This window comes from Spirosoma oryzicola, assembly GCF_021233055.1.
GTDB lineage: Bacteria > Bacteroidota > Bacteroidia > Cytophagales > Spirosomataceae > Spirosoma > Spirosoma oryzicola.
Map to the genome: position 1 here is coordinate 5,403,922 of NZ_CP089538.1, position 20,354 is coordinate 5,424,275.

16 protein-coding genes, 1 tRNA gene and 1 pseudogene are annotated in these 20,354 nt (G+C 49.0%); 14 read left to right on the plus strand and 4 right to left on the minus strand.

The features are described from left to right. Positions 1-42: 42 nt before the first annotated feature. Positions 43-594, minus strand: a complete 552-nt coding sequence (locus LQ777_RS22745; RefSeq protein ID WP_232560231.1) for a hypothetical protein — start codon at positions 592-594, stop codon at positions 43-45. A 357-nt stretch (positions 595-951) separates the two neighbouring features. Here LQ777_RS22745 and LQ777_RS22750 point away from each other — a divergent pair, with 357 nt between their 5' ends. The 9 genes and pseudogenes from LQ777_RS22750 (at position 952) to LQ777_RS22790 (ending at position 9,824) form a co-directional block, all read left to right on the plus strand. Further along, on the plus strand, positions 952-1,731 hold the full coding sequence (locus tag LQ777_RS22750; RefSeq protein WP_232560232.1) for an FHA domain-containing protein: 780 nt from the start codon (positions 952-954) through the stop codon (positions 1,729-1,731). Positions 1,732-1,800: 69 nt separating this feature from the next. Beyond that, on the plus strand, positions 1,801-2,736 hold the full coding sequence (locus LQ777_RS22755) for a hypothetical protein (RefSeq protein WP_232560233.1): 936 nt from the start codon (positions 1,801-1,803) through the stop codon (positions 2,734-2,736). A gap of 5 nt (positions 2,737-2,741) precedes the next feature. Continuing rightward, positions 2,742-3,344: an FHA domain-containing protein gene (locus tag LQ777_RS22760; RefSeq protein ID WP_232560234.1), complete on the plus strand. Its 603-nt coding sequence runs from the start codon at positions 2,742-2,744 to the stop codon at positions 3,342-3,344. Positions 3,345-3,347: 3 nt separating this feature from the next. After that, the gene (locus tag LQ777_RS22765) at positions 3,348-4,145 is read left to right on the plus strand and encodes a PP2C family protein-serine/threonine phosphatase (protein WP_232560235.1); all 798 of its coding nucleotides are present in this window, start codon (positions 3,348-3,350) and stop codon (positions 4,143-4,145) included. A 3-nt stretch (positions 4,146-4,148) separates the two neighbouring features. After that, positions 4,149-4,934 carry a caspase family protein gene (locus tag LQ777_RS22770; RefSeq protein ID WP_232560236.1) on the plus strand — a complete coding sequence of 262 codons (786 nt, stop codon included), beginning with the start codon at positions 4,149-4,151 and terminating at the stop codon, positions 4,932-4,934. A 30-nt stretch (positions 4,935-4,964) separates the two neighbouring features. Next, positions 4,965-7,178, plus strand: coding sequence for a serine/threonine-protein kinase (locus LQ777_RS22775; protein ID WP_232560237.1), 2,214 nt, complete (start codon positions 4,965-4,967; stop codon positions 7,176-7,178). Positions 7,179-7,187: 9 nt separating this feature from the next. Further along, the gene (locus tag LQ777_RS22780) at positions 7,188-8,099 is read left to right on the plus strand and encodes a tetratricopeptide repeat protein (RefSeq protein ID WP_232560238.1); all 912 of its coding nucleotides are present in this window, start codon (positions 7,188-7,190) and stop codon (positions 8,097-8,099) included. A gap of 51 nt (positions 8,100-8,150) precedes the next feature. Then, positions 8,151-8,759, plus strand: a pseudogene (locus tag LQ777_RS22785) (PKD domain-containing protein); the annotation flags it as partial. Positions 8,760-8,864: 105 nt separating this feature from the next. Then, complete coding sequence (locus LQ777_RS22790) at positions 8,865-9,824, plus strand: LamG-like jellyroll fold domain-containing protein (protein WP_232562899.1); 960 nt, start codon at positions 8,865-8,867, stop codon at positions 9,822-9,824. Positions 9,825-10,022: 198 nt separating this feature from the next. On the opposite strand, the gene LQ777_RS22795 is transcribed toward LQ777_RS22790, so the two are convergent. After that, a tRNA-Met gene (locus LQ777_RS22795) sits at positions 10,023-10,095 on the minus strand. Positions 10,096-10,240: 145 nt separating this feature from the next. Between LQ777_RS22795 and era the strand changes: the two genes are divergently transcribed. The 4 genes from era to LQ777_RS22815 all read left to right on the plus strand — a co-directional run bounded on the left by era (position 10,241) and on the right by LQ777_RS22815 (position 14,108). Then, positions 10,241-11,161, plus strand: coding sequence for a GTPase Era (gene era / locus LQ777_RS22800; protein WP_232560239.1), 921 nt, complete (start codon positions 10,241-10,243; stop codon positions 11,159-11,161). 86 nt (positions 11,162-11,247) lie between these two features. After that, on the plus strand, positions 11,248-12,555 hold the full coding sequence (der, locus tag LQ777_RS22805; protein WP_232560240.1) for a ribosome biogenesis GTPase Der: 1,308 nt from the start codon (positions 11,248-11,250) through the stop codon (positions 12,553-12,555). A gap of 100 nt (positions 12,556-12,655) precedes the next feature. Beyond that, positions 12,656-13,591, plus strand: coding sequence for a DMT family transporter (locus LQ777_RS22810; protein WP_232560241.1), 936 nt, complete (start codon positions 12,656-12,658; stop codon positions 13,589-13,591). 208 nt (positions 13,592-13,799) lie between these two features. After that, positions 13,800-14,108: an ArsR/SmtB family transcription factor gene (locus LQ777_RS22815; RefSeq protein WP_232560242.1), complete on the plus strand. Its 309-nt coding sequence runs from the start codon at positions 13,800-13,802 to the stop codon at positions 14,106-14,108. A gap of 82 nt (positions 14,109-14,190) precedes the next feature. Here LQ777_RS22815 and ruvB read toward each other — a convergent pair whose 3' ends face one another. Beyond that, positions 14,191-15,219 carry a Holliday junction branch migration DNA helicase RuvB gene (gene ruvB / locus LQ777_RS22820; protein ID WP_232560243.1) on the minus strand — a complete coding sequence of 343 codons (1,029 nt, stop codon included), beginning with the start codon at positions 15,217-15,219 and terminating at the stop codon, positions 14,191-14,193. Between the two features lie 99 nt (positions 15,220-15,318). Beyond that, a complete protein-coding gene (locus LQ777_RS22825; RefSeq protein WP_232560244.1) occupies positions 15,319-19,014 on the minus strand; it encodes a PKD domain-containing protein in 3,696 nt (1,231 codons plus the stop codon). A gap of 235 nt (positions 19,015-19,249) precedes the next feature. Here LQ777_RS22825 and LQ777_RS22830 point away from each other — a divergent pair, with 235 nt between their 5' ends. Beyond that, positions 19,250-20,281 carry a PorP/SprF family type IX secretion system membrane protein gene (locus LQ777_RS22830; protein WP_232560245.1) on the plus strand — a complete coding sequence of 344 codons (1,032 nt, stop codon included), beginning with the start codon at positions 19,250-19,252 and terminating at the stop codon, positions 20,279-20,281. The last annotated feature ends 73 nt before the right edge of the window (positions 20,282-20,354 follow it).

Sequence of the window (20,354 nt, forward strand, 5' to 3'; positions counted from 1 at the left end):
CTAAAACTTGGTTGATACATGTCGATTGGCGGGAAAGCCTGTTCAAAAATCAGGGACATCGTTGCGCGGTTTGAACGTTTCTTGCTTAGCCGAACCGTTTCTTTTTTGACCGGGAGCACAAACGCGGCACAGGTACTGCACCTCCACCGACCAGCCCCGGTCCACGTTGCCAACAGAAAGGTTGATCTGCGTTCGTGGGGTAATCCAGATGGTATTTCGAACATCGCCCAACAGCGACGCTTTTCCCGGTCCGTACTTTTCTTTAAGCCGCGTTTCAAAATCGGCGGCTGCCGCCATAACGTCGTCTTTGGTGACCGACGCGGTCGTGTAATAGTAGTAGGAAGCTGACAGCAACGAATCGCCGTTAAAATTATATTCGAGGCCGACGGATCGTTCAGCCAATGGCACACCCGTGTAAACCAGTTTTTCGCGCTTCACGGAGCTTGGCTTGACCGTTTCGGCTTCCCGAACCTGCTTTGGATTAAACCCCCAACGCACTTTACGAAAATCGGGAGTTTCCTGAGCCCGAAGGATACCGACCGTAAAACTCAGCAACACAATCCCCTGAATCCGATCAAATAAGGAGAATTTCATAAATAGCTCTTTGGGTAGATAACCATGTCCTGACCTTTTTGTCAGATGCTTATCCTCCTTCACAAACGTAAAGTTTTACATTTTCGAAACGCAGTGTCCCCAACTGACAAGAAACTGTCCCCAATCGGAAAGTCCAAGAACTCCGCTTTATGTACTTTTGAGTTATTTCTAACCAGCTAGTTACTCGATTACCGTATACATGCTGATCCTGTTGCGATTCTTTGTACCACTGCACTGGTTTTACTCGTATTATTTTTACCTTTTACTAAATATGTAGCTACACACAATAGTCTTATTTATCGAAAAACATATAAATTGCTCAACTATCCATCACACCTATAGAGTAATTAACTTGCCATGTCTCTTTCATCGTCCTTTGTTACTGGGGATCAGTTTACAAACCTCATTGATGAATTGAGCCAGCTGCCTATCTATAGCATTGGCCGGAAAGCCGATAACAAAATCGTTATTGCCAATGTAAAAATCAGCGGTCAGCACGCCCGTTTGATTCAGTGCAGCCCCACTAGCTTCGTTATCGAAGACCTGGATAGTAAAAACGGCACCTTTGTTAACGGTGTGCGCATTACCCGAAAAGTTGTCGATGCTACAGACAGCATTCGACTAGCCGACGCGGAGTACACGGTTGATCAATTGCTTAAACGGATCCGTACCGAGCAGGAAAAGCCAGCAATAAGTCCACCGAAGCCGCCAAAGCCAGCTGACGAAACGCCAAAAAGTAAGCCAGAACTAGACTTTACAGCGCAGTTCGCCGACTTGCAACAGGTTTACGAACAGTATCCCAAGCTTCGCCGGGATTGCCGCAACCGCGAAAAAATGATTCGCACAGGCAGTGTTATTCTTTCGTCGCTTGTGGGCGTAGGCGCGGTCCTGAGCACGGGCGGTACCGCGCTACCGCTGCTTCATATCATGTCAAGTGCGGGATTGAGCGTGCTGGTCCCCACGCTTTGTTCAACGCTTCTGTCGACCGACGAAAAGCTGGAGATCATCGATAAAGAGTACCGGGAAAAGTACCGTTGCCCTAACGCGACCTGCCGCGACCCTTTTGGTACCAGAGAATGGGAACTGCTGGCCCAGCAAAAATCCTGTCGGCGTTGTCAGGCCGTTTGGGTCAACTAATTTTTGCTTTTCCGCTCACCTTTTGCCTACGAATCCTATAAACCCACATCATCAAACATTCATCGTGTCATGACACAATTTTCTGATAAAACCGACCTTCAAACCGACGCTTATCCTATGCCACAACCATCTACTTCCGCTAAACCAGGTCTTGACGACAAACAAAAGAAAATCCTGGGCATCTCAGCAGCCGCTATCCTACTCGGCGGAGCAGCATGGGCCATTACTAAAAACCCTGGCACAGAAACCCCGAGCGAACCTCAAGACCAGGCTGAAATTTCAACATTACCTGAGGACATTGATGTGGCGGGGAAAGTGACCGATTCTATGTCATTCGGTCAGGCTTTTGAAGCCGCTCGCGATGAAGTAGGTATGGGCGGTTTGTTTAGCTGGCACGGTCGCTGGTATAATACGTTCGACAAAGAAGAATGGAGTAGCCTGTCGCTTGAGCAACGCCAGGAATTCACCGAAATGATCACGCAGGAACATCTGCCCGTAAAACCCTATCAGGGTTCAATACCCACTGCGAGTGAGCCAACAGTTTCTGATGATCCAGCGCCCACCGAACCTACGATTATTGAAGGCCATCTGAACGGTCAGCGAGTGATGGGTCTCGATTTTGATCAGGATGGCATAATTGACACGCTCGTTCTGGAAGGGGAAGATGGCTACACGTACCGCGTGGTCGACGCAACCGGCGATCAGGGACTTGACACGGTGTACCGCTACGATCCACTTGACGGTGAGTTAGTAGGTGCCTCAAAAATAGAGCACCCCTTCATACTGACTAACGACCAATTCGATCAGGGTCTGGAAGAAAACATGCCCAAAGAAGCCGTTGATTCCGTGCTTGAGCCGGACGATGCTCCGGTCGATGTGCACCAAGCCGATGACGAACAGGACGATGATGATATCGATACGGATACGAATCACTACCTGACTCACTCAGCCGAATCAGACGATACGTATATCAACAATGGTGATGTCCGCGACATGGACGAATAGTAAGCATGAGTGGATTTAAAACAACGCTTATTACCTGTCAGCAGTGCAATCGCCGGATTATGGTCAGAACCGCCGATGCTGAACGGGGGTCGATAACCTGTTCGCACGTCGGATGCGGAGCCACCAATACGTTGACAAGCGGATTTTACTACGACGAAAGCCTGTTGAACGGTCTTCCTGGATTCGGGCAGCTAACGTATTTGGGTAGTACGCCAACGACTTTCGCGCTACAATTTGGCAATAACACGATAGGCACGTCCGAGTCCTGCGTCGTTCAGCTTGATCGGTTTATGCATAACGGTCGGTGCTTCATCAGTCGGCGGCACTGTACGCTGACCGTAACGTTCGATAAATGGTCGGGTCAGTTGCGGTATCAGCTTCAGGATGGTGTTCCTGACCCGGTCACGGGAGAGCAGCAGTCGAGCCTCAACGGGACCTTGCTCAACGGAACCTCCTTGCAGAAAACGGAAATTATCGATGTCGCCGACGGCGAAATCATTGCACTAGGTGGTGCTGACCGCTTTCTCCTGAAGCATTTTATGATCAATCCAGTGATGCTGGAGACCTATAAAACGGAGTTGGCCTTCAACCCCGACAGTACTCAATAATTTATGTTTATTCATCCATCGTTACCCCTTGCTTTTTCTCACATTGGCCAGCGAACTATCAATCAGGATACGTTGTATCCGGCGGTAGGTTTAGCCAACGAGCAGACGCAGCTTTTTATCGTTTGCGACGGTATGGGAGGAGCGGATAAAGGAGAGATTGCCAGTCAGTTGTTGTGCGAAGCCGTTGCCCGTTATGCCTCATCATTGGATTATCCTGTCTTTGATGCAGTCCATTTAAAAACGGCTCTTGATATGGCCTATCAGGCTTATACCGATTATCTAGGCGAACACCCGTTCGTGAGCCGCATGGGGTCTACGCTGGCATTGCTTCAATTGCATCAGCAGGGCGTTACAGCAGCGCACATTGGCGACAGTCGAATCTATCAAGTGCGGGCTGGAAAGATCGTCTTTCAGACGCAGGACCATAAACAGGTAAACGACATGGTAGAGGCCGGAATTATCACGGCTACTCAGGCACTGACTCATCCGTGGCGAAACCGGCTTAGTCGGGCTGTGGTAGCCAGTTCGGATAAGAAAGAAACGAAATCGGTACCCGACAGCACCGTCCTGACCGATGTTCGGGAAGGCGACTATTTTTTTATGTGTACAGATGGTGCGCTGGAGCGGCTCGACGAATACGCGCTGGAAACGGTGCTGGCGCAGGATATACCGGACATGGCTAAGTTACAGGCCCTGCTCAGCTTATGCGACGGGCACACGAAAGACAACTATTCAGGCTACCTGATTGGCGTTAAACAGGTAACGCAGCAAAAATCCATTTTAGCTTCTATCTTTTCTTAAACGATGCTGGCTTATTTGATGAGTTGTCTGGGTATTTTGCTGGCTGGGCTTGCTCCCACTCCACAGCCGCAGACGTACGCCGTTGTAGTTGGTATTTCGGATTACAAAGAGCTGACCAGCCGGAACGGCGATTTACGCTACGCCGACAGAGATGCCCGACAGGTTGTATCGTTTTTACAAAGCCGGTCGGGCGGATTGTTACCAGCTTCGCATATTCGGTTCTTAACGAACCAGCAGGCTACCTACGCGAATATCCGACAGGCGTTAACGCTCTTTAAACAGGCGCAAGCCGGTGATCGCGTTATTTTTTACTTTTCCGGTCATGGCCTGCCTAGCAGCTTCGTTCCCTACGACGTTCGTTTGGACAATCAGCAAGGTTTGTTGACGCATCAGGCGATCAAAGAAGCGTTTCGACAATCCGAAGCAGCCACAAAGTTGTGTATCGCCGATGCCTGTTTGTCGGGTAGTATGACGCAGCCGCAGACGAGCCAGCGAAACCTGTTGAAAACAGTCGGCAGCAGCCTTAGCGATGACACCAACGTGGCCATGATCCTCGCCAGCCGATCTACCCAGAGTGCCGTTGAGACGGGCCGGTTGGCGGGTGGTGCGTTTACCTATTACTTGCTGAAGGGATTGCATGGCCACGCTGATCTCGACAAAAATAAAATTGTAACGATTCGGGAATTGCACGCTTACGTATCGCCCCGAGTCCGGCAGGAAACCCGTGGTCATCAGACCCCTATTTTTTACGGTCGATTTTCGGATGATCTGGGCCTGGCCTACCTCTGAATTCGGCAATGTGCAACAGAACCCAATAGTATGAGTCAACCCTTTACTTCTTTTCAGGACTTTAAACGACGATATCCAATCCGGCCCAATGACGAAGGTGCGTTATTGGGCAGTGGATCGTATGGGCGCGTCATTAAAGTCGAAGATCAGCTCGAAACGGAATGGGTAGCCATTAAAATCAGTGAGTTTAAAGGGAATGACCCGAAATCGTTGAAAGCCGAAGTCGAACTGGCTCAGCGGATCGCCCGTCAGGCCAACATTGCCCGCTACGACGCCTGCTACCGGCTTGAGACGGACACCAGCATCAGCGATTTTGCCATCATGAAGTATTATCAAGATGGTAACCTCGCTGATTTGCTACGTCGCCAGGCGTTGACGCCCGCTCAGATTTACGACATCACGAAGGGAATTCTGCTTGGCCTCCAGCACCTGCATCGGCACCGGATTGTTCACCGGGATTTCAAACCAGCTAATATTCTTATCTCGCGTGACAACGCCGGACGATTCATTCCTAAAATAGCGGATTTCGGCCTGAGTAAACTGGTCAGTGATGACGAACTCGACAGCTCTGATTTCGACCTGAGCGACGGGCGGGGTACGCCTTCCTACAAAGCGCCCGAACAGATTGAAGGAAGCCGGGTAAGTTTCAACCTGGACTTGTGGGCCTTTGGCGTTATCCTGTACGAGCTGCTCACGGGCGAAAAACCGTTTCAGGCCGACTTACGGAACAGCAGTGAACAGTCGGCGCGACGCGAGATCGAGAAAAAGATTATTACCGTCGATTTACCCGCTCGGGTGAAGCAGATTGAAGAACCGTACCAAACCATGATCAGGCGGTGTCTGGTTCGGGATATTCACGAACGCGTTCGGAAAGAGGATGAACTGCTCGACCTTCTCGACAACATTCCGCAGCTATTGAGTGAGGCTCAAAAACGGGCTGATCGGCACGAATACGAGAAGGCAATTCCGCTGTTCGAGCAAATCCTGACTAAGCGCGAGCATCATGCTGCGGCACAGAAGGGTTTGGAATCAGCCAAGCTGGGGGTTAACCGACAGCAGCTTAAGAAGCTATTGACCGAAGCAACTAACCTGACGACCCAGCACCGATTTGAACAGGCCAAGACTCTTTATGAGCAGGTATTGCGCCTTTCTCCCGATCTATCAGAGGCTATTGAAGGCTTAACGTTCTGTATTGAACAGCTACGGCCTAAATCCTTGGTTGTTCAGGATCCGGAACGCACGGATATGTATCAGGAAGACGCAACTGATGTTTATGTAGCTCCATCGGTTATCCCGGCTCCGGCTACGACTGTCCCAAAGCAACCGGTTTTAGTCGAAAAAGACACCCCAAAAAAGCCAGTTCTCCCACCGGTTGTTGCCGTTCCCGTGAGTGACGGGATGCTCCAGCAGCCTGCGATTCCAAAGCTTGGCAAACCGTTTCCCTGGCGCATAGTCGCCCCAGTGGCTATCGGCCTGGGAGCCGTTGTTATCTACTTTAATGTAAGTTCTGGACCGACAGGGACTTCAAACGTAGCAGGTTCTAAAACGTCAACAGCTACCCTTGCTCCTGCTACACCGAAATCTTCTGCACCAGATCCTAAAACAGAGGCTGGGTCAGCGCCATTGACGTTGGGAGAGAAAAAGAGCGCGCTCAAAGAGCAGGTTGACGAGATTTTTAACGCAGCCCGACGCGCTTTTCAAAAGAAGAATTTTAAACAAACGACTACCCTAACAGCCAGCGCCTTACAGCTTGACCCTACCCGGCAAGATGTTAGCCGGTTGCATAGCATTGCGCTTCAGGAACTTGCTAAATCCGGCGTAGACGCACCAAAAGAAAACGAGAAGCCAATCGCAGTTGTAGCAGCGCCTGTACTTACCTCGGAGTCGCCAAAGCCCGTAGTCGCTGAATCAACTAAAGAATCGGCTAAAGAGACGACAGGCAATGCCAAACAACAAGCGCAGTCCGCTTACGATCAGCTCATTGAAGACGGGCGGCAGGCAATCGCGAAGGGTAACAATAAAGCGAAAGCCATAGCTGATTTCAGCAGTGCCCGCGCGTTGGCCAAAGAGCATGATCTGAACACGACCAAAGCAGACGAGGCTTACAACACGTACCTGAGTAAAGGCAACAAAATCTTTGACAGCGATGACTTCGACGCGGCCAAAGAATGGTATAAAGTTGCTCAGTCGCTCAAGGAAACACGGGAAGTGCAAAGCAAAATCAAACAGTGCAATAATCAATAATCAACTCTAATGACCAAACCTGTTTACTTACTAGTTTCTTTCTTATTACTAACTGCTCCGATGGTGTCGGCGGTTGCTTTTGACCGGGCTTCCGTGACAACATCAGTAGCCGATGAAGAGTATGACCGTTACAAAAAAAGAGGTGACGATTTTTTTAAGGAAGGGAAATACCAGGAAGCTCGCCGACAGTACCAGAACTGCCTTGAGGTACCCGGCTTTGAAAACGACGCCTACGCCACGAAACAAATCGACGAATGCTCTAAAGCACTAAGCCTGCGTCAACAAGCAACCGAAGCCCTGAAACAAAACAAAAATCAGGAAGCGATTCAGATCCTGAATCAGCTGTTGACACGCAATCCGGGTGATAATATTAGCAGAGAACAATTAGCGGATTACTACGAAGCTCAGGGTAACCAACTGTCCAATCAGAAAAATTATACGGCGGCCCGAGAGATCTACACTCAGGCACTTAAGTACGCTACCACTACGACTCGGCAGGAATCGCTGCGCCTTCAAATTGCAAACACCAGTAATGTTCAGAGACCGGCCAAGAATATTGGTATAAAAGTGTTTACAGGATTGGTTGCCGTTGGCGCGGGTGCTTTTGCAGTGTTACTGCGGAACGATTACCGAAATAAGCTAAACACGCTGAATCAGATTAGCCAGACGGCTGATCCTACCGGAACGGGAATTATCAGCGACGATGGGCTATACCAGCAATACAACGCGGCTTACGGCGCGGTTGAGTCGGCTCAGAAACGGAATAGCTTATACAAAGCAAGCTTAGGCGTCGCAGCGGTGGCGACCATCGCCGAACTGTATTTGTTGCTGCACAAGCCGAAGAAAGCGCCACGCACAACCGGTTTCCATTGGCAGCCCTCGTCGCAGTCATTGGGTGTAGCGGTTCACTACACATTCTAATCCATAATTATCTAGCTCTATCCAGTTGAACTGACGATACTTTTAATAAAGATGAAAAAAACACTACGTACCTATATAGTCGGTATTCTTATTAGCAGCCTCTGTGGCCTGACACTCTGGTCCTGCGACCCGTGGGAACTTCCTACACGAAAAGAGCGACGCAACTGCGTTACCCCTTCAGGCGAACTTGTTACACAAATTCAGCAACTTAAAGTAGATTTTTCGATAAGTAAAAGTGCAGGTACAATTGACCAAGTGATATGGGACTTTGGCGACGGGACGAACGCGACTACTATTGGCACGACTACTAGCCATACCTACGCTAAAACAGGTACGTATACAGCAAAGGCTAAATTAACAAACTCATGTCAGAAAGATATTGGAATTCAGGCCACTGTAAACGTCAATAATGCAGTACAGCCTGCTGTGAGCATACAGCCTGCTACCGATATAACTAGAAGTTCAGCAGCCATACGTATGGCCGTCACATCTACAGGTAACTCTACAATTGTCCGCTACGGTATATGTTATTCAACCACAAACACAAACCCGGAAGTCGGTAAGACTGACGTATCTATACTTGACAAGACAGACGCTGTTTCATTAAATAATCCTGTCTCGTTTGCAATCCCAAATCTTCAGCCAAATACGACATATTACGTGCGAAGCTTTGCTATTAATGAAGCAGGTATAATTAGTTACAGCGATCCCATACAATTTAAGACAGGCTATAATCCTTCCGTTTCCAGCGGTGGTAGTCCAACAGTGGGGTCTACAACAGCGACGGTGGGTTTTATCCTTAATGATGCGGGCAATCCAGCCGCCATTCAGTACGGCGTGCTTTATTCATCGAGCAACAGCACACCTAGTATGGATAATTCAGGGCCGGGCGTTACGGTGAATAATCCAAATGTCGGTGCAAGCACACCCGTCAACTTAACTGATCTGAAACCAAATACGACGTACTACTACCGATCCTACGCAAAATTGCCATCGGGTGAAATTGTTCCAGGCCCAATTAATACATTCACTACGCAGGCAGACGCTGTTGCGAACGGACTGATAGCCTACCTACCGTTCACGGATAGATCGTTGCTGGACGTTAGTGGTAACAACAATCACGCTAATCTAGTTGACAGCCCTACGTTTACCACTGACCGGAGAGGAAAGTCAAATGCAGCCATCCAACTGGATGGCGTGAATGACTACTTCTACATGGTAGACAACAGCACCCTACTTCTTGACGCGTTCACGATCAGCATATGGATAAGACCTAGCGCCATCAACAACGTTAACAACCGGATGCAGATTTATAACAAATCGCGCTGGAGTGACAGTAATTTCGAGATGTACAGCTCGCTCGTGAAGATTAACGAGAACGGCCCTGGGCTTACGTTCATGACTAACATCAAACAAGGTAGCAATTGTGTACCGGCTAAAGGTTGGCAGAGTTTTGAGTTTAGCAGTAATCCCCAGCTCGATGATTGGCACCATCTTGTCTTTACGTACTCGGGAAGATCAAGCCGGATGTATTTCGATAACGTCCTGATGGATCAAAATAATAATCTACCTGCTGCCAGCATGGACCGATGCCCAGGTGGCGAATTAAAGTTCGGCGCTCAGCTTCGGGATTTCCCCAATTACTTCAAAGGGGCAATGGATGAAATTCGAATCTATAACCGTGCGCTCTCCGCTAGCGAAGTACAGACGCTGTACAACCAATAAGCACAATTTATTTGCACGACTAATTAAGCAATTGACCCTGTCAATACCGACATGAAACGGTATTGACAGGGTCAATTGCTTGTTCTTGCTTTTGATATCGAGTGAATTATCGACCTCAATCGATTAAAAATTTATACAACGCCTAAAACAAAAAACGCCTAACCAGCTTTTTGTCAGCTAATTAGGCGTCTTACTTAGTAGCGGGAGCTGGACTCGAACCAGCGACCTTTGGGTTATGAGCCCAACGAGCTACCAACTGCTCCATCCCGCGATGTTTGGTTTGCAAAAGTACCACACATTTCTTAAAATGCAATACCTTTGTGCAAAAATTTTTTTATTCCTTCACTGAAACGTTTTTTTTCGAGAGAGAGTTGTTTTTAAAGCCGCTGAAAATCAGTTAGCGGGATCACCTACTCATGAATACAGAATTGATTGAAAATTTTCCGGCCAATCATAAGGCCGGCTTCGTCAGTATCGTTGGTAAGCCCAACGTCGGTAAATCAACCCTGATGAACCAACTCGTCGGTGAGCGATTGTCGATTATCACCTCCAAAGCGCAGACCACTCGCCACCGCATTATGGGTATCCTCAATGGAACGCATAATGGTCAGGACTTCCAGCTAGTTTACTCGGATACACCCGGCATTATCAAGCCTCAGTACAAACTTCACGAATCGATGATGAGCTTTGTACGCGGCTCCATCGAAGATGCGGACGTGGTTTTGTTTGTAACGGACATTTTCGAACAGCACGACGAAAATGACGTGATCGAACGGCTGCAAAAATCCGAGGTACCCATCCTGCTGTTGATCAACAAGATCGACCAGGCCACCCAGGCGCAGGTTGACGAGAAGATAGCCTATTGGCAGGAACACTTCAAGGCTCAGGAAATTATTCCGATTTCGGCGCTTAATGGCTTCAATATTGAGCGTGTCTTCGACGCGATTATCACCCGCCTGCCTCAGCACCCGCCTTATTTCCCGAAAGACGAGCTGACCGATAAACCCGAGCGCTTCTTTGCTTCGGAAATTATTCGCGAAAAGATTTTCCTGAATTACAAGAAAGAAGTTCCTTACAGCAGTGAGGTCGTTGTCATCGGCTTCAAAGAGAAAGATGACATCATTGTCATTCAGGCAGAAATTCTGGTCGAACGCGCTACGCAGCGTGCCATTTTACTCGGCGAAGGTGGGAAAATGATCAAGAAAACGGGGATTATGGCGCGCGAAGAGCTGGAGCGCTTCTTCGGTAAAAAAGTATTTTTAGAACAATTCGTTAAAGTAGAACCCGATTGGCGGCAGAAAGATCGAATGCTTAAGCGGTTAGGTTACGACGAATAGTATCAGAATTGAGGACAGCCAAGTGTCAGTGCCCGGTGCTCTAACACTTATTTCTTGTTTCTCTCTTCTCACTTCTTCTTAAAAAAATGGCAAATATTGTTGCAATCGTTGGCCGCCCAAATGTGGGTAAGTCTACGCTGTTCAACCGATTGACGGAACAGCGGCAGGCCATCATGGATAACCAGAGCGGTGTTACGCGTGACCGGCATTATGGCACCGCCGAATGGAATGATAAATACTTTACGGTTATTGACACGGGCGGTTACGTCGTCGGGTCGGAAGATGTATTCGAAGAATCGATTCGCGAGCAGGTAGAGATTGCCATTCAGGAATCGACCGTCCTGTTGTTTGTTGTTGATTCTCAAACGGGTATTACGGGATTGGATGAAGATTTCGCGGATGTCCTGCGTCGGAGCAAGAAACCCGTATACGTCGTAGCCAACAAAGCTGAAACGTCGGAGCGGGCGCATAGTTCAGCGGAGTTCTACGCCCTTGGCCTGGGTGAGCCTTATCCTATCTCGTCCATGACGGGTACCGGAACGGGTGATCTTCTGGATGAAGTGATCAAGCATTTTCAGACGGAAGGCGTGGCCGATCCGGATGCTGGTGTTCCCCGCATCGCTATTCTTGGCCGCCCCAACGTGGGTAAATCGTCGTTTCTGAACGTGCTGACGGGGCAGGACCGCAGTATCGTAACCGACATTGCCGGTACAACCCGCGACGCGATTAACACTCGTTACCGTGCTTATGGCAAAGATTTTATCCTGACCGATACCGCAGGTATCCGCCGGAAAGCGCGTATTCAGGATAACATCGAGTTCTATTCGACGCTACGGTCGTTGAAGGCGATGGAAGAATCGGATGTTTGTATCATCATGCTCGATGCAACGCGTGGTCTCGAAGCGCAGGATCTGAATATTATTGGACAAGCCGTAAAGGCGAAGAAGGGTGTTGTGATCATGGTCAATAAGTGGGACGCCGTTGAGAAAGACCACCGTACCGCCGACATCCTGCGCAAAGAAATGATTCAGCGGATGATGCCCATCGATTACCTGCCAATCATTTTTGCGTCTGTGCACGAAAAGCAGCGGATTTTTCAGGTAATGGAAAAAGCGATGGAGGTTTACGAAAATAAGAGTAAGAAAATTACTACATCCAAGCTGAACGAAGCGATACAGCCAGAAATTGAAGCGTACCCTCCCCCGTCGCTAAAAGGCAAGCAGATCAATATCAAGTACATGTTGCAGGTTCCAACGCCTTCACCGACGTTCGTGTTCTTCTGTAACCTGCCCCAGTACGTACAGGAGTCGTATCAGCGCTATCTGGAAAATAAAATCCGGGCTCATTTCGACTTTACGGGTGTACCCATCACCCTGTTTTTCCGGCAGAAGTAATTCGCTTTTTTGATTAGACTCAGTCAGTTGACGGTTTCAGCCATAAGCTGCTTACCTCTACCACCTGATTGAGTCTAATTCGTTTGATTCCCATCCTTGCATGGCTCAGCAACCCACTCGAGCTTATTATTGGCTTGGTGCCTTTCTGGTATTTCTGGCGGCTTTTTGCTTTGCCATGAAGGGTATACTCATCAAGCTGGCTTATCAATATCCCATTGACTCTATTTCGCTACTTACCTTACGGATGCTGACTGCCTTGCCGTTCTATGTAGCTATCGCGTTTAATCTTGCCCGAAAGCATCCGCCTGTTCAACTGACACTCCAACAATGGCTTGTACTGGCCATACTTGGCATTACGGGCTATTACCTGGCCAGTTTTTTTAACTTTTTGGGATTGGTGTACATTACAGCGGGTCTGGAACGCATCCTGCTGTTTGTGTATCCGACTTTTGTTCTGCTTATGAATGCGCTCGGATTTGGCCGGCGTGTAAGCCGGTTGCAAATCATGGCACTCCTGCTTACCTACGCGGGTATTCTCCTGGCGTTTGTGGGTAATATTGAAACCACCACCCAAAAAGACGTAATGCTTGGCGCTTTCTGGGTTATCCTAAGCGGTCTGGCTTATGCCGTCTATCTGGTCGGTAGCGACCGGATGATCGCACGAATCGGCTCCCAGCGCTTTACGTGCTACGCTATGATCGCAGCGACCGTTCCAACGGTCATTCACTGCGCAATGGTCAACGGCCTGCATCTGGAAGGCTATCCAGCACCAGTCTATGGATTGGGATTAGGCATGGGGATTTTTGTAACCGTTATCCCTACGTTTATGATTGCCGAGGGTATAAAGCGGGTTGGTTCCGGCAATGCTTCGATTATTGCAAGCATTGGTCCAATCTTCACCATCATCCTGGCGACGACCATTCTTCACGAGACAATCAGTGATGCGCAAATTGTGGGTACACTTTTTGTTTTATTTGGTGTGTTTTTAATTAGCTATCGGGGCAACCGAAAAACAGAGGTAGCAACCAAGAATTAATCAAAAGTTACACTTTCGTAAGTACCGTATAATAAATGAAAACCGGTAAAAATACTCCTATTGGACGTATAAATATATTCTCATTGGCAAATAAGATACATCGAATTACCTTTAGATAAATTCTACCTCGCATTCAAGAACTTAATAATCCTTAGTGAAGTAATTAGCCTAACTTTCTTAAAACGCACACCTATAAAGTTACTGACGTATGGCTACCGAGACGAACATGGAGGAAGAAAAACGCATTGACAAAGCGGCTTACGTGCTAAAAGCCGTAGCCCATCCGCTGCGCATTAAAATCATTCAGATGTTAAATGACAACAAAGAACTGAATGTATCAACGATCTACAAGAATCTAAATGCTGAACAGTCGCTTATCTCGCATCATCTGATCAATATGCGGGATAAGGGTATTTTAGATATTCGACGTAGCGGAAAGAACATTTACTACTTCTTGGTAGATTCGGCGGTATCCGAGGTGATCAGCTGTATTTATAAAAGCAAGGTTCTGAATTAACAATTAACCAGCTATACGAATGGGTCATTAAGTTGGCAAAGGTGCTACTTAATGACCCATTTTGCATTTTGTACGGCTGATTTTAGCCAAAGAGCTCCCCATTCTTGTAAGGAGGAACGATGCCTAAGTGGAGATACGCTCTCTCTGTAGCCTCCCTCCCGCGTGAGGTACGTTTTAGAAAACCTTCTTGAATCAAAAACGGCTCGTAAACCTCCTCAATCGTTTCGGACTCTTCACTGCAAGCTGTCGCGATGGTCGAAAGCCCGACGGGTCCTCCCTTGAACTTTTCGATGATCGTAGTCAAAATCCGGATGTCCATATCGTCCAAACCGTTCTGGTCTACTTCAAGAGCGCTCAAGGCAATTTCAGCAATATCAACATTGATGTAGCCATTCCCTTTCACCTGCGCAAAATCGCGGGTTCGACGCAACAGGTTATTGGCAATCCGGGGTGTTCCCCGGCTCCGGCGGGCAATCTCAAAAGCTCCTTGCTCATCAATCGCTGTACCCAGGATCGCCGACGACCGCTGAACGATACTGGTCAGCAGCTGTGCGTCGTAATACTCCAGCCGACAGCTGATACCGAAACGCGCCCGTAACGGTGATGTCAGCATACCGGCACGGGTGGTAGCGCCAATGAGTGTAAACGGATTCAGCTTGATCTGTACAGTCCGCGCGTTCGGACCTGAATCGAGCATAATGTCAATTTTGTAATCCTCCATCGCCGAGTACAGATACTCTTCCACGATGGGGTTGAGCCGGTGAATCTCGTCGATAAACAGCACGTCGTTTGGCTGCAAGTTTGTTAGCAGTCCCGCCAGGTCACTTGGTTTGTCCAGTACCGGCCCCGACGTCATTTTGATATTTGCATTAAGCTCGTTGGCAACGATGTGCGACAGCGTTGTTTTGCCCAGCCCCGGAGGGCCGTGGAGCAAAACGTGGTCGAGTGCATCGCCCCGTTGCTTGGCTGCCTGAACAAATACTTCAAGGTTGTCCAGCACTTTAGCCTGCCCCGTAAAGTCCTCGAACGAAAGCGGTCGGAGCGCCCGTTCGATCTCTTTATCGGTAGCCGACATTCCCTCGCCTGTCCCTTTCAGAAAGTCGTTTCGCATAATTTTGATTCGTGCAAACCCGGCCTAAAAACCGCCTTTTTTGGCTTTATTCGGCCGGGCCGTTTACCTCAAATATACGAAAAAAAAGGCGTAAAACCATCACCGAACCAGCAGTACGGACCCTCGTTTTACTAACTTTCCGCGCTCTGGAAAGGACTCACTTTTGTAGATGATAACGTATGGATAAAGCATGGGTGGGTAGACCTCTCCCTTGTACGAACCGTCCCATTTTTGCTCCGGATTATCCGTTACGAAGATAACTTCACCCCAGCGATTATAGACCCGAAGCTCGTAGTCTGTAACGTAGGCGGGAAAGACTTCCAGCACATCGTTGACGCCATCGTTGTTAGGCGTAAATGCTTCTGGTACGTTCATCCTAGGCTCGCACTTGTTTAAGGCTAGTGACGTAGCCGTAGCCGTACATCCCTGCGGATCAGTAGCGACAACCTGGTATTGTCCCGCCCGGTTAACCGTGATAGCGTTTGTTGTTTCACTCCGATTGAGCCACAGATAACGCAGGTCGGAAGCACCGTTAGCAACAATTTGCACTCGGCCCTGATCGCCTTCGCACAAGATAACTTCTCTGGGAACCGACAGAGCCGGGGCCGGTCGGTCTGAAACCTCCACGTTGCTTCGTCCGACGCAGCCATTCAGTGTGTTTCGTACCACAATTCCGTACGTTCCCGGCTGACTGACCGTTATAGAGAGCGACGATGCTCCCGTACTCCACTGGTAGGTGTTTCCAGGCTGCTGCGCATCTTCGGGTGCTAGCGTAACGGTTTGCCCAAAACATTTCAACTGGTTTGGTCCTAGTCGGGCGAACCCAGCACTATCGAGACCTACCTTGATGCTATCCACAAGGGCTTTACAGCCTTTTGTATCGGTTACCTGAACGTTATACAGACCAGGCGCAGCCGTGTTGAATACAGGCGTAGTAGCTACCTGGTTATTGTTCTGATCCAGCCAACTATAACTTGCGGGTGTTCCCCCCGAAATATTCAGGCTAATTGTACCACTGTTGGGTAAACTACACAGCGCGTCTTTCGTCAGCGGTGTGAGCACGAGCTGATTAGCGGGCGATTTTAGTGTAAATGCTGTATCCAGCTTGCACTCGTGCAACGTGTCTGTCACGGTTATTTTATAGCCTCCCTCCGCAAGTCCAGTCTGTTGATTGGTTGCTCCGGTCAACACCGCCCCATCGGAACGTGTCCAGCCATATGCGTAGTCGCCTGCCGGGTTGGGTGTCAAAACAATCGAGCCATCAGCCGATGTACAGGTCTGCGGACCAGTCAGCGCTGCCGCTACCCGTAGCTTAGGTAATTCGGTGACGCGAATGGTGTCGGAGTTTTCGCAAGATGCGCCATCAATTGGATCTGATTGAGCGGTTACCGTATACGTTCCGGCTTTTGACACCGAAATGGTACGCGTATCGCCACCCGTACTCCACTGGAATCGCTTCCAGGTTTGCTGCGGTACGGTCAGGTTAACCGCCGTTCGGTAACAGAACACGGTGTCGGGGCCAAGATCGAGTGACGGTACGGGTCGTATCTGAACCGCGATGGTATCACTTTTAAAACATTCTCCGTTGGCCGCTAACCCGACCACCTGATAATAGCCCGGCAACGTAAGCGTTAGGGATTTTTGCCTGCTGACTACCGCCCCATTGACCAGCCATACGTACAATTTCGCGGTCACGTTTATGTTCAGCGTTAGCCCTTTTTTATTACAGATAGCGGTGTCGGCACCGAGTTTTATGTCGGGTGGCGTTTCGAGAATAGTCAGCGTGTCTCTGATGAGGGTATCTTTACAAATGCCTCCCGAGCTGGTTCGCGTAACGATGTGCAGGCTGATCGGATAAGTCCCCGGATTTTTATAGGGGTGAGTAATGGGCTGGGTAGCCGTTGTCGATACGGGAGCACTTCCATCACCAAACGTAAGGGTATACGTTTCCTTCAGCTTCGGACAGTTGGGGCTGATCTGAAATACAGTTGGCGCGTTTGTACACGTGTCTGAATACGTAACGCCAGGCCCGCTCGAAGGCTCATTGAAATTGGCAACCAGGTTCGGTAATCCTAACTGACTTTTCTGCCCGCCCAATGTCTGACCAACGGGATTGAAGACAAGGCTGTCAAGTAATCCACCGTTCGGATTGTCGATAGTTCCAAGAGAGCCACTGCCTTTTATGGCTACGTAAATACGTCCATCCGGACCAATCTGAATAGATCCATACTGGCGGGTTGTACTGCTGTCAACAACGGTTCTGGACTTTGCCAGGAGCGAGTCCTTCTGGCTTAAATCATACTTGAGAACATACGACGATCCCTTCAAGCTTCCATCGGAGTTCGTATCAGCCAGCATGGTCACGTACAGATTGTTGCCATCGGGTGAAAACTCGACCCCGTAGGCTTTTGGCGGAGCGGCTCCCAAATCGAGCGTCCGATTAAACGTCATTCTTCCCGTCGAATCATTAAACGTATAGAGATCAACGGAGTTTTTGGGCGGACCCGGAATGACAACGGCCATCGGACGGTTCCCTTTGTTACCGCCCGTTGTATCCGCCGGACCGATCTTGATATAACCCTCGGCGTTTGCCAGTGAATCGATAACCTGCCCACCGGTGAATGTTGTCACGGTTGGCGTTTCACTGGGTGTGAGGTGACGGATTTCGAAGGTGTTGGTTCCGTATTGGCGCGTAATCACCCAATAGGTCGAATCCCGATCATTACGGACCGATGCCGACTGTTCTGTGCCTTTGGTCGATAACGGGATGTTTTTCTGGGTGACCGCCCCTTTGCCCCCATTCTGCCGCATATCGACGATGCTATACGTTAAGGTCTTCTGACCACGAATTTCCGACGTTGTATATACGTAGTAAAGGTACTCGCAACCGCGACACGTTGGCTTTGGCACAATCAGGGCTGATTGTGTGGAGTTTTTATTACCACCAAGTGAGATAGGTGTAGCTGTTGCCGCCGAGTCGCGCGGGTCCAGTGATTTCAACGGTTTACCATCTTTGTCGTAAACAGTTACACCGTCGGTATAAAACAGCAGGACGCCTTTTGTATTGGAAATAGACGACGATCCTTCGATCGTATTGAGCTTACCGTCCGTAATCGGCTTAGGCGATCCACCGCCACTAAAGTCCAGTCCGGCATTGGCTCCAAAATACCACTTTGCCCCCTGCGATTCTTTCTGCTCTCCGCACACATCGACGTTTATGCGATCTTGATACGAGCACCCTGTTATTGGGTCAATCGCTTCTACCGAGTAACAGCCTGAACTATCTACCTGGATGCTCTGCGTCGTTTGACCCTTTGGGTACCACAAATAATTATAACGAGTCTGACTACCACCGTTGTACGGATCAAGGGTAATCGTCTCTCCTTTACAGATTGTCGTATCCGTTCGCCAATTGCTGAATGATTGAGGTCGAGGATAAATCGTGACACGACCCTGAGAGGTTTGAACAACGCCATTGACCGTTCGGGTCAGCGTTATGGTGTATGTACCCGGTTGCTGGTAAACGTGCCGTGCCACCGAATCTATATTCCGTTGTGTAGTCAACGTACTACCAGCACCGGTATCACCGAAGTTCCACACGCGGGTTGTCACTCCCGTTTGCACACTATCGGTAAACACGACTGAATCTGCTTTGCACTCGACGTCAGGGACGCATGTTTTACCACTGATGGCAAACCCTTTAGTTGTCTGCGCCCTGGATATAGTCGCCCCTGCCAGCAGAAGCAGCGTGACCAAAAGTCCAACGACGCGTAAACGGCCAATATAAGTTATCATGAAGAAGCAAGGAATAAGCCCACCTGCACAAATTCGTCCCCTAGCATAACAGATAACGGGGGCATTACGTTAGTATAAACGAAGTCGCTTCGTTAAAATTTTATCAACCGATAACCGTAAAAATCGACAGGAATAGCGTTAATTTTATAGGATATTGGTGCTCTTAAATACTCTTTTTCTAGTAAGAACGTTGCAACCGCGAAGTTGGCCCAGTCTTTGCCCCTATATCGCAGCTATGAGTAAGAAATACATATTGGTAGTTTTAGCGTTGGTATTCAGTCAGCTGGCCTTCGCACAGGACCCACAGTTCACCCAATTTTATGCCGCTCCGCTTTATCTGAACCCCGCCTTCGCTGGTTCAGCCCTAGCTCCACGTATCACAGCCAATTACCGCAACCAGTGGCCCGCTATCACAAACTACGTGACCACTATGGTTGGACTAGACCATTATTTCGACCGATTCAACAGTGGGGTAGGTTTATTAATCCAAAACGACAACCAGGGTCAAGGTAGGATTCAATCTACGGAGATAGGGTTGCAATATTCCTATCAATTGCAGGTAAGTGAATCGTCGTTTGTTCGGTTCGGCTTACAGGGGTCGTATGTCAATCGCAATATCAATTACTTTGGCCTGACAACCGGCGACCAATTTACGGATCAGGGCTTTATCTCGGGCAGCGTTTCGGCGGACCCGGCATTACTGGCCGGTTCGCCCAAAAATAAATACCTCGACTTTTCGACGGGTGCACTGGTGTATTCCGATTGGTACTGGTTCGGTGTATCGGCTCACCACATCAACCGACCCGATCAGGGATTTTTTGTCAGCGGACAGGATCGCCTGCCCATAAAAGGAAGCCTTCAGGCTGGTCTACGGATTCCATTGGCTGGCTACACAGGCCTAGCGGACGAACAGGATCGTGAAATCAGTTTTTCGCCCGTTATCATGTACAAGTTCCAGGGTAAATACGACCAGTTGGATATCGGTGCTTATCTGACTTACTCACCGCTAACGGTGGGCGCCTACTACCGAGGCATCCCGTTCAAAAAATACGAACAGACCATCAACAACCACGATGCAGTAGCTTTACTCGCGGGCTGGCGCATGGATAAGTTTTCGATTGGCTACAGCTACGATTTTACCGTTTCGACGCTTGGCAACAGCGGTGGCTCGCACGAACTGTCCCTTTCGTATATCTTCGAGAAGCCAGAAGGTCGCCGGTCGGGCGTTCGCAGACGGGACAAAAAATTACCCTGTCCTAAGTTCTAATCGTCCTCAGACGGCTTCGTTCTAAGCCGTCTGAAAAGAAGTGTATGCGATGTCGTTATTGACGATACGAATG

Excerpts from the sequence above, each read along its gene's own strand:
- LQ777_RS22825 (WP_232560244.1), bottom strand. The coding sequence starts at position 19,014 with ATGATAACTTATATTGGCCGTTTACGCGTCGTTGGACTTTTGGTCACG.
- LQ777_RS22750 (WP_232560232.1), top strand. The coding sequence starts at position 952 with ATGTCTCTTTCATCGTCCTTTGTTACTGGGGATCAGTTTACAAACCTC.
- der (WP_232560240.1), top strand. The coding sequence starts at position 11,248 with ATGGCAAATATTGTTGCAATCGTTGGCCGCCCAAATGTGGGTAAGTCT.
- LQ777_RS22770 (WP_232560236.1), top strand. The coding sequence starts at position 4,149 with ATGCTGGCTTATTTGATGAGTTGTCTGGGTATTTTGCTGGCTGGGCTT.
- LQ777_RS22810 (WP_232560241.1), top strand. The coding sequence starts at position 12,656 with ATGGCTCAGCAACCCACTCGAGCTTATTATTGGCTTGGTGCCTTTCTG.
- era (WP_232560239.1), top strand. The coding sequence starts at position 10,241 with ATGAATACAGAATTGATTGAAAATTTTCCGGCCAATCATAAGGCCGGC.
- ruvB (WP_232560243.1), bottom strand. The coding sequence starts at position 15,219 with ATGCGAAACGACTTTCTGAAAGGGACAGGCGAGGGAATGTCGGCTACC.
- LQ777_RS22760 (WP_232560234.1), top strand. The coding sequence starts at position 2,742 with ATGAGTGGATTTAAAACAACGCTTATTACCTGTCAGCAGTGCAATCGC.
- LQ777_RS22755 (WP_232560233.1), top strand. The coding sequence starts at position 1,801 with ATGACACAATTTTCTGATAAAACCGACCTTCAAACCGACGCTTATCCT.
- LQ777_RS22765 (WP_232560235.1), top strand. The coding sequence starts at position 3,348 with ATGTTTATTCATCCATCGTTACCCCTTGCTTTTTCTCACATTGGCCAG.
- LQ777_RS22780 (WP_232560238.1), top strand. The coding sequence starts at position 7,188 with ATGACCAAACCTGTTTACTTACTAGTTTCTTTCTTATTACTAACTGCT.
- LQ777_RS22830 (WP_232560245.1), top strand. The coding sequence starts at position 19,250 with ATGAGTAAGAAATACATATTGGTAGTTTTAGCGTTGGTATTCAGTCAG.
- LQ777_RS22815 (WP_232560242.1), top strand. The coding sequence starts at position 13,800 with ATGGCTACCGAGACGAACATGGAGGAAGAAAAACGCATTGACAAAGCG.
- LQ777_RS22745 (WP_232560231.1), bottom strand. The coding sequence starts at position 594 with ATGAAATTCTCCTTATTTGATCGGATTCAGGGGATTGTGTTGCTGAGT.
- LQ777_RS22775 (WP_232560237.1), top strand. The coding sequence starts at position 4,965 with ATGAGTCAACCCTTTACTTCTTTTCAGGACTTTAAACGACGATATCCA.